Below are 13587 nucleotides of genomic sequence, written 5' to 3'. Positions count from 1 at the left end.
TCGTGTTTCTAGCTATAGGTAAAGAGATGCGCACTGCATCCAAGGAGTCTTCGTGAATAACATGTTTTCCAAATCTGCCATCTGGGTAGTCGTATTGCTGCTGTTGTTCATGCTGTTCAAGCAATTCGACAGTCATGGCGCCACAGGCGGCAGCAAGGCCATCGCTTATTCCGATTTGCTGGATGAAGTCAAAGCCAAGCGCGTCAAGGATGTCGTGATCGAAGGTTCGTCGATCACCGCCAAGCTGATGGACGACACCAAGGTGCGTACCACCGCCACCAGCCTCGACAAGGGCCTGATCGGCGACTTGCGCGACAATGGCGTGCATTTCGATGTGCGTCCGCCCGAGGAAGCGTCTTTCCTGCAAACTATTTTTGTTTCCTGGTTCCCCATGCTGCTGTTGATCGGCGTCTGGGTGTTCTTCATGCGTCAGATGCAAGGCGGCGGCAAGGGCGGGGCATTCTCGTTCGGCAAGTCGAAGGCGCGCATGATGGATGAAGCCAGCAACACCGTCACCTTCGCCGATGTCGCCGGTTGCGACGAAGCGAAAGAAGAAGTCAACGAAGTGGTCGACTTCCTCAAGGATCCGAGCAAATTCCAGAAACTGGGCGGCCGCATTCCCCGCGGCGTGCTGATGGTCGGTCCTCCGGGCACGGGTAAAACCCTGCTGGCGCGCGCCATCGCCGGCGAAGCCAAGGTGCCGTTCTTCTCGATTTCCGGTTCCGATTTCGTGGAAATGTTCGTCGGCGTGGGCGCCAGCCGCGTGCGCGACATGTTTGAAAACGCGAAAAAGCATTCGCCATGCATCATCTTCATCGACGAGATCGACGCTGTCGGCCGTCACCGCGGCGCCGGCATGGGTGGCGGCAATGACGAACGCGAACAGACCCTGAACCAGTTGCTGGTCGAGATGGACGGTTTTGAAGCGAACTCCGGCGTGATCGTCGTGGCTGCCACCAACCGCGCCGACGTGCTCGACAAAGCGCTGCTGCGTCCGGGCCGTTTCGACCGCCAGGTGTCCGTCGGCTTGCCCGATATCCGCGGCCGCGAGCAGATCTTGAACGTGCACATGCGCAAAGTGCCTATCGGTACCGACGTGAAAGCCGATATCCTGGCCCGCGGCACCCCCGGTTTCTCGGGCGCGGACCTGGCCAACCTGGTCAACGAGGCAGCCCTGTTCGCCGCGCGCCGCAGCAAGCGCCTGGTGGAAATGGCGGACTTCGAAGATGCGAAAGACAAGATCTACATGGGTCCCGAGCGTAAATCGATGATCATCCGCGAGGAAGAGCGTCGCAATACGGCTTACCATGAGTCCGGTCACGCCGTCGTCGCCAAGTTGCTGCCGAAGGCCGATCCCGTGCACAAGGTAACGATCATGCCGCGCGGCTGGGCCCTGGGCCTGACGTGGCAGTTGCCGGAACACGACAATCTGTCCGCCTACAAGGACAAGATGCTGGAAGAAATTTCCATCCTGTTCGGTGGCCGTATCGCCGAAGAGATTTTCGTGGGACAAATGTCCACGGGCGCGTCGAACGACTTTTCGCGCGCCACCAAGCTGGCCCGTTCCATGGTGACCCGCTTCGGCATGTCCGACAGCATGGGCGTGATGGTCTACGAAGACAGCGAAAACGAAGGTTTCTTCGGCGGCGCCACGAAGACGATCTCGGAAGCGACGCAGCAAAAGGTCGATGCTGAAATCCGCAACATTCTCGACAAGCAATATGCTTTGGCGCGCACCTTGCTGGAAGGCAACCGCGACAAGGTCGAAATGATGACCAAAGCCTTGCTGGAATGGGAAACCATTGATGCAGAGCAAATCAATGACATCATGGCCGGCCTGGAGCCGCGTCCACCGAAAGTCATCCCGCCACGCCGCAATGCGGGCGACAGCGGCACGGGCGGCATCTCGCCTAACGTGACGGCGCCAGCCTGATAGCGACCACTGCCTGATTAGCGGCATGCAAGAGAAGGGTAAGGAGCAATCCTTGCCCTTTTTCGTTGCCGCCGCAGTTTTTTCCTGACGACTACAAAGAATCACATGCGACACTATTTGCAATTCGGCCGTTTCGGCTTCAACCTGCAGGGCACGCAGGCGCTGGTGATGGGTATCCTGAACATCACGCCCGACTCGTTTTCCGATGCGGGCCAGTACCAGCACCTGGAATTTGCCATTTCCCGCGCCGAGCAGATGATCATGGACGGTGTCGACATCATCGACATCGGCGGCGAATCGAGCCGCCCCGGCGCGCCGCCGCTGCCGCTGCAAGACGAGCTGCAGCGCGTCATGCCGGTGCTGTACGCATTGCGCGACTGCGGCAAGCCCCTGTCCGTCGACACCTACAAGCCGGAAGTGATGCGCGAAGCCATCCTGGCGGGCGCCGACATGATCAACGATATTAACGGTTTCCGCGCGCCGGGCGCCATCGACGCCGTGCGGGACAGCGATTGCGCGCTGTGCATCATGCACATGCAAAATGTACCGGAAACCATGCAAGCCCAGCCGCAGTACGAAGACGTGGTGCGCGAAGTCATCGACTTCCTGCGCGAGCGCATCGACACGATGACGGCGGCCGGCATCGCCCGCGAGCGCCTGTGCGTCGATCCCGGCTTTGGCTTCGGCAAGACGGTGGAGCAGAACTACGCCCTATTGCGCGCCACGCGCCAGTTGCGCAGCGAACTGGGCCTGCCTGTGCTGGCCGGGCTGTCGCGCAAGTCGATGATCGGCGCCGTCACGGGACGTCCCGTCGAGCAGCGCCTGGCCGGCAGTGTTGCCGGTGCGCTTGCTGCGGTAGCGCAAGGTGCGGAAATTATCCGTGTGCATGATGTAGCTGAAACCGTCGATGCACTGAAGGTCTGGCGCATGGCACACTGAGCCTGTAAGATTTATCATAAACAACAAAAAGAGAAATACTATGACGCGTAAATATTTTGGCACGGATGGCATCCGCGGCCTGGTGGGCACGGCTCCGATCACCCCCGACTTCGTCATGCGCCTCGGCTATGCTGCCGGCAAGGTGCTGGCCAAGTCGCAAGGCGGCAAGACGCGACCGACGGTGCTGATCGGCAAGGACACGCGCATTTCCGGCTACATGCTGGAAGCGGCGCTGGAGGCGGGCCTGTCGGCCGCCGGCGTGGATGTGATGCTGGCCGGCCCCATGCCGACCCCGGCGATCGCCTACCTGACGCGGGCGCTGCGGCTGTCGGCCGGCGTGGTCATTTCCGCTTCGCACAACCCGTACCACGACAATGGCATCAAGTTCTTTTCCGGCCAGGGCACCAAGCTGCCCGACAGCGTGGAACTGGAAATCGAAGCGGCGCTCGACGAGCCCATGGCTTGCGTGCCGTCGGACAAGCTGGGCCGCGCCAAGCGCCTGGACGATGCCCAGGGCCGCTACATCGAATTTTGCAAGGGCACCTTCCCGAACGAACTGGACTTGCGCGGCCTGAAGATCGTCGTCGATTGCGCGCATGGCGCCGCCTACCATATCGCGCCGCACGTGTTCCATGAGCTGGGCGCGGAAGTCATCGCCATCGGCAACAAGCCGGACGGTTTCAACATCAATGCTGGCTTCGGCGCCACGGCAACCAAGGCCATGGCCGAAGCCGTCGTCGAGCACGGCGCCGACCTGGGCATCGCCCTCGACGGCGACGCCGACCGCCTGATCATGTGCGATGCCACGGGCCGCCTGTATAACGGCGACGAGTTGTTATACGTCATGGTCAAGGACCGCCTGGCGACAGGCCCCGTGGCCGGCGCCGTCGGCACCCTGATGACGAATATGGCGCTGGAAGTGCTGTTCAAGCAGCAGGGCATCGGCTTTGCGCGCGCCAAGGTGGGCGACCGCTACGTGCTGGAAGTCATGAAGGAAAAGGGCTGGATACTGGGCGGCGAAGGTTCCGGCCATCTGCTGTGCCTGGACAAGCACACGACGGGCGACGGCATCGTTTCCGCGCTGCAAGTATTGTCCGCCCTCAAGCGCAGCGGCCAGAGCCTGCAGCAATGCCTGGCCGAACTGGTGCTGTTCCCGCAAACCCTGATCAACCTGCGCGTGGCGCCCGGTTTCGACTGGCAAAAAAATGCCGCCATGGTGGCCGAGAAAGAACTGGTCGAGGCCGAGCTGGGCGACACGGGCCGCGTGCTGATCCGCGCTTCCGGCACCGAACCGCTGATCCGCGTGATGGTCGAGGCGAAAGATAAGGAAAAGGCCGAGTCGATGGCGCGCCGCATTGCGGATAAAGTGGCTGTGTAAAGGCAGGCGCTGATAGTTATTTCCATCTAATTCGTCTATGGCAATTGACGAAATTGGGTGGGGGCGTTATTATCTTGTCTTCGGAGTGTGGCGCAGCCCGGTAGCGCACCTGGTTTGGGACCAGGGGGTCCAAGGTTCGAATCCTTGTACTCCGACCAAAGTCATAAGCGGGCTGTCAGAAATGACAGCCCGTTTTCTATTCCGCGCTGGCATTTCATTGCTGGCGCGCATGGATTAAAATACTGCACCTCTCCGCCCATCGTTCAACGGATAGGACAACGGTCTTCTAAACCGTGAATGGGGGTTCGATTCCCTCTGGGCGGACCAGTTTCATACTGGCCACGATCATGCGGCGCCAAGCTGCCGCAACGCAACGCATCCCATCTTTCCCCCACATCCGGTTTTCGCGCAGCTGTTCAGGGCTGCGCGCCCAGCACCAAGCTCAGCAAATACAGCAGCGGCGCCGCGCACAGCAGCGCGGAACACAGCGACAGCACTTTCTTGCTGGCCAGGCGTGCCAGGCGCAGCCGTTCGCGCACGGGCAAGTGCTGGCGCAGCGCATGGCGCGCGCGCGGCTGGAATGGGGATTCATGCATGTGGGCTCCCTCGCAACGGTGACTGAAGATGCCGGTCAGCATAGCGGGAGAGGCATAAAGGCGGTGTAAAGAGTGGGCGGCGCGGCGCAAGCGCGCTGTAAACATGGGTGCGCCGGCGCCGTGTTGCGGGTCTTGCCCGATGCTCTTATTTTGCCTGGCGGCGGCGCGCCAGGACGCCGAGCAGGCCCAGGCCGGCGAGCAGCATGGCATAGGTTTCCGGTTCAGGGACGGCGGAAACGTAGGCGCGGTAATTGCTCAGGTCCTTAGGCAAGCCTGCCACCGTGAAGGTCGTGCCGGCTGCGACGGGCGCTGCCCATTGGAAGACCAGTTCGCCCTGGCCGAAATGGATGGCCAGGTAATCATAGGCCGCCGCACTCGTGAAGGAATTTACCCCGCCGCTGGCGCCTGCCGTGGTGCCGGCGGTGCAGCCTGAGGTGGCATTGTCGCAAAACGAGACAGCCGCACCCAGGCTGGTGCCGAAAACGCCGTTGATGTAGCCCTGGATGTCGGTGGGGCTCTGCGGCACGAGATTGTCGTTATAGTATTTCACCATGAGGGCAGGTGACGGCGAGTAAGTGACGGTGCTGCCTTCGATGCTGAAACCGCTGGCCGGTCCCACATCGACCCATGTAGCAGCCTGTGCCACGCCCATGCAGGCCGTCAGGGCGGCCAGCATGGATGCCCGTATGGCAATGCTTGTTATGCTTTTCATGAAAATCCCCTTTTATTTTATTGCAGACATTTCACTGCTTCAGGGTGCGCGCCGTCCGGTCAGGGAGGTCGACTTGTCGCCCGGTCGCCTTTGCGTGAGTACGCATATGCAAGCTTAGTCTTGATGTAAATTAATACAATTTAAATAATGCTATTGGCATGCTTGACAACATCGCATACGGCTATGTATGGCTGTGCTGGCGAAAGCCTGTACGGCGAGCGGAAATGGCGTGACAAGGCACGCTAGCTTGTGCTAGCAATGCATTGAGTAGGGAGAGGGGCGGCGGGTTTCAGTCGCTGTTATTGCTGACGCCGAACAAGCGATCCTTGGCATTGAGCAGCTTTTGCACCTTGGCGCCCATTTTCATCAGCTGCGCCATCGATTCGGGCGACAGGCGCTGCAAGTCGTCGAACCAGGTGTTGGCCAGGTCGACCAGTTCATACATTTCGCGCATGCGCTCCTGCGCATACTGGTCGACGGGTTCCGTGGCCGGCGCCAGCAGCGATTCGCGCAGCACCGTCAGGGTGGGCGCCACTTCGCGGCGGCGGCGCTCGGCGGCCACCACGCGGAAGATTTGCCACACATCGCCCAGCGAGGAAAAATACTCGCGCCGGTCGCCGGGGATGCGCGACTGGCGGATCAAGCCCCAGCCCTGCAATTCCTTCAAGCCGATGCTCACGTTCGAGCGTGAAAAACTCAGGTGTTCCGCGATTTCATCCGCGTGTAAAGGATGCTCTGCGACAAACAACAAGGCGTACACTTGCCCCACTGTCCGGTTAAAGCCCCAGCGGCTGCCCATCTCGCCGAAATGGCTGACGAAGGTCAGGATCAGCGGCGTCATTTGGATATGTTGAGTTTTCATAATTATCTGAATTTTTTCACGCCACACCCGCAGGGTCAATTGATATATGTCATGTTTCGCAGTATTATACAAAATATCGAATTTACAGAAAATTCTGAAAACTCAAAAAAGTATAGAGATGCCTACCACGCGACTGTCCTTGCCCCGCTTTATCCTTCCCCGTGCCGCCAGCCTGGCGCAGGGCGGCGCCGCCTTGCTGTGGCTGCCGCAAGCGGCCCTGCTGGCCTGGGCCGTGCAAGCCATGCTGGCCGGTGCACCCTGGCGCGCGGCCCTGTTGCCGGCCGCCGGCGTGCTGCTGCTGGGCGTGCTGCTGCTGGGCGTGCTGCGCGCCGGTTGCGAAGCGTGGGGCGCGCGGCGCATGTATGCGGCGGCGCGCGACCACCTGTCCACCTTGCGCGCGCAAGTGGCGCAAGCGCTGGCGCAGCGTTCGCCGCTGGACCGCCAGCGCGCCCAGTCGGGGCAGGCGGCCAGCGTCATCGCCGAACAGGCCGAAGCCATCGTGCCCTACCTGGTGCGCTACAAGCCCGCGCGCTGGAAAGTCATGCTCGTGCCGCTCGTGATCCTCGCCGTGGTGACGCCCCTGTCGTGGATCGCCGCGCTGATCCTGCTCATCGCCGCGCCCCTGATTCCCGTCTTCATGGCCCTCGTGGGCATGGGCGCGCAAGCGGCCAGCCGCGCGCAGATGGTGGAAATGGGCGGCATGAACGCGTTTCTGCTGGACCGCCTGCGCGGCCTGGCCACCCTGCGCGCGCTCGACGCCGTCGACGCCACGGCCGCACGCCTGGACGCCTCGTCGCAATCCGTGCGCCGGCGTACGATGGTGGTGCTGCGCATCGCCTTCCTGTCGTCCGCCGTGCTGGAACTGTTTTCCGCGCTCGGTGTCGCCATGGTGGCCGCGTTTATCGGTTTTTCCTTGCTGGGCAGCATCAATTTCGGCACCTGGGGCCGCGAACTGAGCCTGGGGCAGGGCTTGTTCATCCTGCTGCTGGCGCCCGCGTTTTTCGAACCCTTACGCGAACTGGCCGCCGTCTGGCACGACAAGGCGGCCGGCGAAGCGGGCCTGGCCGGCCTGCACGACCTGGCGGCCGAAGGCGTGCCCCTGCCCGGCGCCGGCGTGGCAGCCGCTGCCGTCTCCGCCGCCGCCATGGCCGTGGCGCCGCCGCCCGCTATCGAAATCCATCAACTGCGCTTTGCCCATCCCGGCGAGGCGCGCGTCTTCGACGGCTTCGACCTGACCGTGCGCGCCGGCGAACACGTCGCCCTGCTGGGCGCCAGCGGCGCCGGCAAGACCACCTTGCTGTCCTTGCTGGCCGGCCTGCTGCCCGCCAGCGGCGGCGAGATCCGCATCGGCGGCGTGCGCCTGACCGACGGCACCGTGAATACCTTGCGCCAGCGCATGGCGTGGATGGGCCAGCGTCCCCACGTGTTTGCCGCCTCCGTCAGCCAGAACGTGACCCTGGGCCGCGTCGGCGCGCATGCCGCGCAAGTGACGCAGGCGCTGCACCTGGCCGACCTGGCTGCCGTGGCGCAGGCGCAGCCGGCCGTCATGCTCAGCGATGGCGGGCAGGGCTTGTCCGGCGGCGAAGCCGTGCGCCTGGCCCTGGCCCGCGTGGCCCTGCATCCGCACGCGGACTTGCTGCTGGTCGATGAACCGACGGCCCACCTGGACAGCGAAACGGCGGCGCGCGTGACGGACGCCTTGCTGGAATTGGCGAAAGGCAAGACGATGATCGTCGCCACGCACGACCCCGTGCTGGCCGGCCGCCTGCAGCGCACGGTGCAGGTCGATGCCTTGGCGCAGGCACAGGAGTTGCGCGCATGAACACCACACTGATCTCGCATCCCGTCCTGCGGCAATTGCTGCTGGCCCAACCCGGCAAGCTGATCGGGGGCGCCTTGCTGGCGGCCCTGACGGCGGTGTCCGGCATGGCCTTATTGGGCTTGTCCGGCTGGTTCATCACGGCCACCTCGATTGCCGGCCTGCATGCCTCGACGGCCATCCTGTTCGACGTGTTCGGCCCGTCGGCCGGCATCCGCCTGCTGGCCATCGGCCGCACGGGCTCGCGCTATGCGGAACGCCTCGTCACGCACGACGCCACGTTCGCCGCGCTGGCCAGCATCCGCGTGCAACTGTTTCGCGGCTGGTCGCGCCCGGAAGCGGCCAGCCGGCTGCTGCGCCAGCCCGCCAAGCTGCTGTTCCGCCTGACGGCCGATATCGATGCGCTCGAATCGCTGTACCTGCGCCTGCTGGTGCCCGCCTTCACGGCCCTGTGCGCGGCCTTGCTGGCGGGCGTGGCGCTGGGCGTGATGCAGTGGCAGCTGGGCCTGGGACTGGCCGCGTGGCTGCTGGCCGCCGGGGGCGGCATCAGCTGGAGCGTGGCGCGCCGCGCCCGCCGCCCGGCCATCCTGCGCTCGCGCGCCATCGAAAAACTGCGTTCCGGCGCCATCGACCTGGTGGCCGGCCAGACGGACCTGGTGATGGCGGGCCGCATCGACGCCCAGTGCGCGGCGCTGGGGCGGATCGACCGCTCGCTGGCGCAAGCCGATTTCGCCCTGCTGCGCCTGGAAACGGCGGCGGGCGCCGCGTATGGCGTGGCCGGCAGCGCGACGCTGGCCGGCGTGCTGCTGGCCGTCGCCGTGCTGGTGCAGCAGCAGGCGCTGAGCGTGCCGGCCGCGGCGCTGGCCCTGCTGATCGCCCTGACGGCCGTGGAACCGTTTGCGGGATTGCGCCGCGGCGCGCTGGAGGCGGGGCGCATGCTGCTGGCGATGCGCCGCCTGGCGCCGCGCCTGGAGCAGCAGGAGGTCGCCACGCTGCCCATGGATGCCGCGCCGGGCTTGCGCCTGGAACACGTCAGCGCCGCGCATGCGGGCAGCCACGTGGCCATCCTGCATGACGTATCGCTGCACATCGCCGCCGGCGAGCGCGTGGCCTTGATCGGCCCCAGCGGCGCGGGCAAGTCCACCTTGCTGGCCCTGGCCGCGCGCGAGCTGGCGCCATTGTCGGGCAAGGTGAGCGCGCCGCGCGCCTGTCTGTTCACGCAGAAGACGGAATTGTTCCAGGACAGCTTGCGCGACAACCTGCGCCTGGCCGATCCCGCCGCCAGCGATGCGCAGCTGTGGGCGGCGCTGCAGGCGGCCGGCCTGGACGACGAGGTGCGCGCCCTGGCAGGCGGCCTCGACACCATGCTGGGCGAGGGCGGCCTGGGCTTGTCGGGCGGGCAGGCGCGCCGTTTGGCGCTGGCGCGGCTGTTCCTGCACGAATCGACCTTGTGGCTGCTCGACGAAGCGACGGAAGCGCTGAATGCGGGGACGGCAAGCGACGTTTTGCAGCGCTTGCGCGCGCGCTGTGAAGGGCGCAGCTTGCTGATCGCAACCCACTTGCGGCGCGAAGCGGCGCTGGCGGATCGGCTGCTGCGCATCCGCGACGGCCGCATCGTCGAAGAGCTGCGGCGCGGCACGGATGGCTTCGAAGCGGCCCTGGCGGGCTTGCGGGGGGATTGACAAGAACGGAGACAGGCGGTGCCGCACGCCGGCCCGAAGGCGGCGGAACCAATCGAATCGCATCAGATAGATACCAAGTTTACAATTACAGTAGGGAAACACCAAGGAAATCATATGGACTTCGATATTGTCGCTTTATCCAGACTGCAGTTTGCGCTGACAGCCCTGTACCACTTTATATTCGTTCCGCTGACGATAGGCCTGTCAGTGATCCTCGCCATCATGGAGACGGTTTACGTGATGACGAACCGCCCCATCTGGCGCGACATGACCAAGTTCTGGGGTGTCTTGTTCGGCATCAACTTCGCCATGGGCGTGGCGACGGGCATCGTCATGGAATTCCAGTTCGGCATGAACTGGAGCTACTACAGCCATTATGTGGGCGACATTTTCGGCGCGCCGCTGGCCATCGAGGGCTTGATGGCCTTCTTCCTGGAAGCGACCTTCGTCGGCCTGTTCTTCTTCGGCTGGGACAAGCTGTCGAAGCGGGGCCACCTGGTCACGACCTGGCTGGTGGCCATCGGTTCGAACTTCTCGGCCCTGTGGATCCTGATCGCCAACGGCTGGATGCAAAATCCCGTCGGCGCGGCCTTCAATCCGCAGACCATGCGCATGGAAGTGACGGATTTCGGCGCCGTGCTGACGAATCCTGTTGCTCAGGCGAAATTCGTGCACACGGTGTCGGCCGGCTATACGGCCGCAGCCGTGTTCGTGCTGGGTATTTCCGCCTGGTACCTGCTGAAGGGCCGCCACGTGCAGCTGGCCAAGCGCTCGATGACGGTCGCCGCCTCGTTCGGCCTGGCCGCCTCGCTGTCGGTGGTGGTACTGGGCGACGAAAGCGGCTACCTGTCGTCGGAACACCAAAAGATGAAGCTGGCAGCGATCGAGGCCATGTGGACCACGGAGCCGGCCCCGGCCGCCTTCACGGCCTTCGGCTTCCCCGACGCGAAAGCGCGCGAGACGCATTACGCCGTGCACATCCCGATGGTGATGGGCTTGATCGGCACGCGTTCGCTGACGACGGAAATCCCCGGCATCGAGCAATTGGTCGACCGCGGCGAACTGCTGATCAAGGATGGCATCAAGGCGTATGACGCGCTGCAAACCATCCGCAGCGTGGCGCCGGGCAGCCCCGTGCCGCAGGATGCGAAGGACATGTTCGAGTCGAAAGGCCAGTCCATGGGCTATGCCTTGCTGCTGAAACGCTATGTCGACGACCCGCGCCAGGCCACGCCCGAGCAGATTCGCAAGGCCGCGCTCGATACCGTGCCGCCCGTGGCGCCCCTGTTCTGGTCCTTCCGCGTGATGGTGGGCCTGGGCATGTTCTTTATCTTGTTGACCGGCACGTTCTTCCTGCTGTCGACGCGCCGCACCCTGGACAAGCACCGCTGGCTGCTGAAGCTGGCCGTATTCGCCATCCCGCTGCCGTGGGTGGCCATTGAAGCGGGCTGGATCGTGGCCGAAGTGGGCCGCCAGCCATGGGTGATCGAAGGCGTGCTGCCGACGGCCGTGGCCGTCTCGAACCTGGGCGCTTCGACCCTCCTGATCACGATTGCCGGCTTTGCCGCCATCTACACGGTGCTGTTGATTATTGAAATGAAGCTCATGCTCAAGGCCATCCGCAAGGGGCCGGAAGAGAAGGCGCCGGCCCCCGTGCCAGCCCCCGCAGCCATTCATACTCAACGCGCCTAAGGAGGGCCAGACCATGATTTTGCATGAAATGATTTCTTACGAAACACTGCGCCTGATCTGGTGGCTGCTGATCGGCATCTTGCTGGTGGGCTTTGCCATCACGGACGGCTTCGACCTGGGCACGGGCATCCTGCTGCCCTTCGTCGGCAAGACGGACCTCGAGCGCAGGGTCGTCATCAACAGTATCGGTCCCGTGTGGGAAGGCAACCAGGTGTGGCTGATCCTTGGCGGCGGCGCCATCTTTGCCGCCTGGCCGCAGCTGTACGCCGTGTCGTTTTCGGGCTTTTACCTGGCCATGTTCGTCATCCTCGTGGCGCTGATCGTGCGCCCCGTGGCCTTCAAGTTCCGCAGCAAGCGCGAAGACTCCCGCTGGCGCGCCCGCTGGGATGCGGCCCTGTTCGTGGGCGGCTTCGTGCCAGCCCTGATTTGCGGCGTGGCCATCGGCAACGTGCTGCAAGGCGTGCCGTTCCGTTTCTCGCCAGACATGCACATCTTCTATGACGGCAGCTTCTTTGCGCTGCTCAACCCGTTCGCGCTGCTGTGCGGCCTCGTCTCGGTGGCCATGCTGGTGATGCACGGCGCCACCTGGCTGCAGCTGAAAACGGACGGCCCGGTTGCCGAACGGGCACGCCGCTACGGCAGCGTGGCGGCGCTTGCCACCGTCGTGCTGTATGCGCTGGCCGGCGTGGCCCTGTGGCTGTGGGTCGATGGCTACCGCATCAGCAGCACGGTGGTGGTCGACGGTCCGTCGAACCCGATGCTGAAAACGGCGGAAGTGCACCTGGGCGCCTGGTTCCTCAACTTTGCCGCCCATCCCTGGACCTGGATCGCCCCCGCGCTGGGCCTGCTTTGCCCGCTGCTGGCCTTCGCCTTCCAGCGCGCGCGCCGCGAAGTGCCCGCCTTGCTGGCCAGCGCAGCCGGCATCGCCGGCATCATCCTCGGCGTGGGCGCGGCCATGTTCCCGTTCATCCTGCCATCGTCGATCGACCCGCGCGCCAGCCTGACGGTGTGGGATTCCTCGTCCAGCCACATGACCCTGTTCATCATGCTGGTCGTCACGGCCGTCTTCATTCCCCTCATCGTGGCGTACACGACGTGGGTGTATAAAGTGCTGTGGGGCAAGGTTGATGCAAAAGCAATCAAGGACGACAGCGGTCACGCCTACTAAGAATCAACGAAAGGATATAACTATGTGGTATTTCGCCTGGATACTGGGTCTTCCGCTGGCGGCGACCTTCGCCGTGCTCAATGCGATGTGGTATGAAGTCGCCGATGGCGACACGACGCCCGAGCAGTACCGCGACACGTCCGATTAGGATGCTGTCGGTTTGACTGGCCCCGCCCCGTGCGCATGCACCGGGCGGGGCTTTTGTTTTGGATCAAAGCAGGATGAATTCGCCGCGGATGCGCAGCTTCATGCCGCGCGGCGCGTCGGCGCCCGCCGCCACGGCCCAGGCCGTGATCCATTGCGCGCAGCGTTCGCGCTCGGCCGCATCGTGCAAGCGTTGCAGGCGCGCATCGGCCCGGTCGATGCGCTGGGCCAGGTACATGCGCTGGTCCAGGGGATCCGTCTTTTTGCTGTAGTGCTGCATGGCGTTTCCTTTCCGCGTAGTAACTTCGTTCGGTCGTGGCATAGCCATCTACGCGGGGGCGGGGCGTCCGGATTCAGTTCAGGCAAAAAAAAGCCACCGCAACGGTGGCTGGCAAGGCGTGCCTTCAGGACGGCGTCTTGCCGGCTGGTTTTGGCGTGGCAATGGCGATCGGGTCGCTGGCCGGAAAGCTTTCCTTCAGCGCTTCATCGAGCGCTTCCTCGGCATGGCTTTCGCTGGCCGGCGTGGGCGAATCGCGTTCCGGTGGCGGGGCAGGTGCGGTGGCGGCGTTGGTGCTCGAATGCATGGTGATCCCCTCGCGGTAGTGCGCCAGGCGGCCGGAATGGGCATGGCGCGTGCTGATGCTTCCAGCCTAGCACATCGC

The 13587-nt window shown here is 64.0% G+C and carries 13 protein-coding genes and 2 tRNA genes; 10 read left to right on the top strand and 5 right to left on the bottom strand.

Features of this window, described 5'->3' with window-relative positions:
* The first annotated feature begins 52 nt into the window (after positions 1 to 52).
* The 5 genes from ftsH (at position 53) to OX459_RS14085 (ending at position 4577) form a co-directional block, all read left to right on the top strand.
* Positions 53 to 1933 (top strand): ATP-dependent zinc metalloprotease FtsH, encoded by a 1881-nt coding sequence (gene ftsH, locus OX459_RS14105; protein WP_035817778.1) that lies wholly within the window; start codon positions 53 to 55, stop codon positions 1931 to 1933.
* Between the two features lie 105 nt (positions 1934 to 2038).
* A complete protein-coding gene (gene folP, locus OX459_RS14100; RefSeq protein ID WP_251351226.1) occupies positions 2039 to 2872 on the top strand; it encodes a dihydropteroate synthase in 834 nt (277 codons plus the stop codon).
* Between the two features lie 40 nt (positions 2873 to 2912).
* Positions 2913 to 4250 carry a phosphoglucosamine mutase gene (gene glmM / locus OX459_RS14095; protein WP_099664491.1) on the top strand — a complete coding sequence of 446 codons (1338 nt, stop codon included), beginning with the start codon at positions 2913 to 2915 and terminating at the stop codon, positions 4248 to 4250.
* 81 nt (positions 4251 to 4331) lie between these two features.
* Positions 4332 to 4408 (top strand) — tRNA-Pro (locus OX459_RS14090).
* A gap of 94 nt (positions 4409 to 4502) precedes the next feature.
* A tRNA-Arg gene (locus OX459_RS14085) sits at positions 4503 to 4577 on the top strand.
* 89 nt (positions 4578 to 4666) lie between these two features.
* Here OX459_RS14085 and OX459_RS14080 read toward each other — a convergent pair.
* The 3 genes from OX459_RS14080 to OX459_RS14070 form a co-directional block, all read right to left on the bottom strand.
* Entirely contained in the window at positions 4667 to 4846 is a 180-nt protein-coding gene (locus OX459_RS14080; RefSeq protein WP_251351227.1) for a hypothetical protein, read from the bottom strand.
* A 145-nt stretch (positions 4847 to 4991) separates the two neighbouring features.
* Complete coding sequence (locus tag OX459_RS14075; protein ID WP_099664489.1) at positions 4992 to 5558, bottom strand: PEP-CTERM sorting domain-containing protein; 567 nt, start codon at positions 5556 to 5558, stop codon at positions 4992 to 4994.
* A 289-nt stretch (positions 5559 to 5847) separates the two neighbouring features.
* A complete protein-coding gene (locus tag OX459_RS14070; RefSeq protein ID WP_170909696.1) occupies positions 5848 to 6399 on the bottom strand; it encodes a GbsR/MarR family transcriptional regulator in 552 nt (183 codons plus the stop codon).
* A 139-nt stretch (positions 6400 to 6538) separates the two neighbouring features.
* Here OX459_RS14070 and cydD point away from each other — a divergent pair, with 139 nt between their 5' ends.
* The 5 genes from cydD to cydX all read left to right on the top strand — a co-directional run bounded on the left by cydD (position 6539) and on the right by cydX (position 12929).
* Positions 6539 to 8242 carry a thiol reductant ABC exporter subunit CydD gene (gene cydD, locus OX459_RS14065; protein ID WP_289905485.1) on the top strand — a complete coding sequence of 568 codons (1704 nt, stop codon included), beginning with the start codon at positions 6539 to 6541 and terminating at the stop codon, positions 8240 to 8242.
* Positions 8239 to 9921, top strand: coding sequence for an ATP-binding cassette domain-containing protein (locus OX459_RS14060; protein ID WP_289905484.1), 1683 nt, complete (start codon positions 8239 to 8241; stop codon positions 9919 to 9921). The genes cydD and OX459_RS14060 overlap by 4 nt, the downstream gene beginning before the upstream one ends.
* Before the next feature lie 114 nt (positions 9922 to 10035).
* Positions 10036 to 11613 carry a cytochrome ubiquinol oxidase subunit I gene (locus OX459_RS14055; protein WP_289905483.1) on the top strand — a complete coding sequence of 526 codons (1578 nt, stop codon included), beginning with the start codon at positions 10036 to 10038 and terminating at the stop codon, positions 11611 to 11613.
* 13 nt (positions 11614 to 11626) lie between these two features.
* Positions 11627 to 12781, top strand: a complete 1155-nt coding sequence (gene cydB, locus OX459_RS14050; RefSeq protein ID WP_289905481.1) for a cytochrome d ubiquinol oxidase subunit II — start codon at positions 11627 to 11629, stop codon at positions 12779 to 12781.
* A 22-nt stretch (positions 12782 to 12803) separates the two neighbouring features.
* Positions 12804 to 12929 (top strand): cytochrome bd-I oxidase subunit CydX, encoded by a 126-nt coding sequence (gene cydX, locus OX459_RS14045; RefSeq protein WP_077402854.1) that lies wholly within the window; start codon positions 12804 to 12806, stop codon positions 12927 to 12929.
* A 63-nt stretch (positions 12930 to 12992) separates the two neighbouring features.
* Here cydX and OX459_RS14040 read toward each other — a convergent pair whose 3' ends face one another.
* Positions 12993 to 13205: a hypothetical protein gene (locus OX459_RS14040; RefSeq protein ID WP_289905480.1), complete on the bottom strand. Its 213-nt coding sequence runs from the start codon at positions 13203 to 13205 to the stop codon at positions 12993 to 12995.
* Positions 13206 to 13329: 124 nt separating this feature from the next.
* Positions 13330 to 13509 (bottom strand): hypothetical protein, encoded by a 180-nt coding sequence (locus OX459_RS14035; protein ID WP_251351231.1) that lies wholly within the window; start codon positions 13507 to 13509, stop codon positions 13330 to 13332.
* Positions 13510 to 13587 lie beyond the last annotated feature (78 nt).

Source organism: Janthinobacterium sp. SUN026 (genome assembly GCF_030397625.1).
GTDB lineage: Bacteria > Pseudomonadota > Gammaproteobacteria > Burkholderiales > Burkholderiaceae_D > Janthinobacterium > Janthinobacterium kumbetense.
The sequence above is the reverse complement of the archived record's forward strand: the minus strand, read 5'-3'. Positions and strand labels throughout refer to the sequence as shown.

What these genes read in the sequence shown, in the direction of transcription:
- folP (WP_251351226.1), top strand. Translation starts at nt 2,039, where the DNA reads ATGCGACACTATTTGCAATTCGGCCGTTTCGGCTTCAACCTGCAGGGC.
- glmM (WP_099664491.1), top strand. Translation starts at nt 2,913, where the DNA reads ATGACGCGTAAATATTTTGGCACGGATGGCATCCGCGGCCTGGTGGGC.
- OX459_RS14080 (WP_251351227.1), bottom strand. Translation starts at nt 4,846, where the DNA reads ATGCATGAATCCCCATTCCAGCCGCGCGCGCGCCATGCGCTGCGCCAG.
- OX459_RS14075 (WP_099664489.1), bottom strand. Translation starts at nt 5,558, where the DNA reads ATGAAAAGCATAACAAGCATTGCCATACGGGCATCCATGCTGGCCGCC.
- OX459_RS14070 (WP_170909696.1), bottom strand. Translation starts at nt 6,399, where the DNA reads ATGACGCCGCTGATCCTGACCTTCGTCAGCCATTTCGGCGAGATGGGC.
- cydD (WP_289905485.1), top strand. Translation starts at nt 6,539, where the DNA reads ATGCCTACCACGCGACTGTCCTTGCCCCGCTTTATCCTTCCCCGTGCC.
- OX459_RS14060 (WP_289905484.1), top strand. Translation starts at nt 8,239, where the DNA reads ATGAACACCACACTGATCTCGCATCCCGTCCTGCGGCAATTGCTGCTG.
- OX459_RS14055 (WP_289905483.1), top strand. Translation starts at nt 10,036, where the DNA reads ATGGACTTCGATATTGTCGCTTTATCCAGACTGCAGTTTGCGCTGACA.
- cydB (WP_289905481.1), top strand. Translation starts at nt 11,627, where the DNA reads ATGATTTTGCATGAAATGATTTCTTACGAAACACTGCGCCTGATCTGG.
- cydX (WP_077402854.1), top strand. Translation starts at nt 12,804, where the DNA reads ATGTGGTATTTCGCCTGGATACTGGGTCTTCCGCTGGCGGCGACCTTC.
- OX459_RS14040 (WP_289905480.1), bottom strand. Translation starts at nt 13,205, where the DNA reads ATGCAGCACTACAGCAAAAAGACGGATCCCCTGGACCAGCGCATGTAC.
- OX459_RS14035 (WP_251351231.1), bottom strand. Translation starts at nt 13,509, where the DNA reads ATGCATTCGAGCACCAACGCCGCCACCGCACCTGCCCCGCCACCGGAA.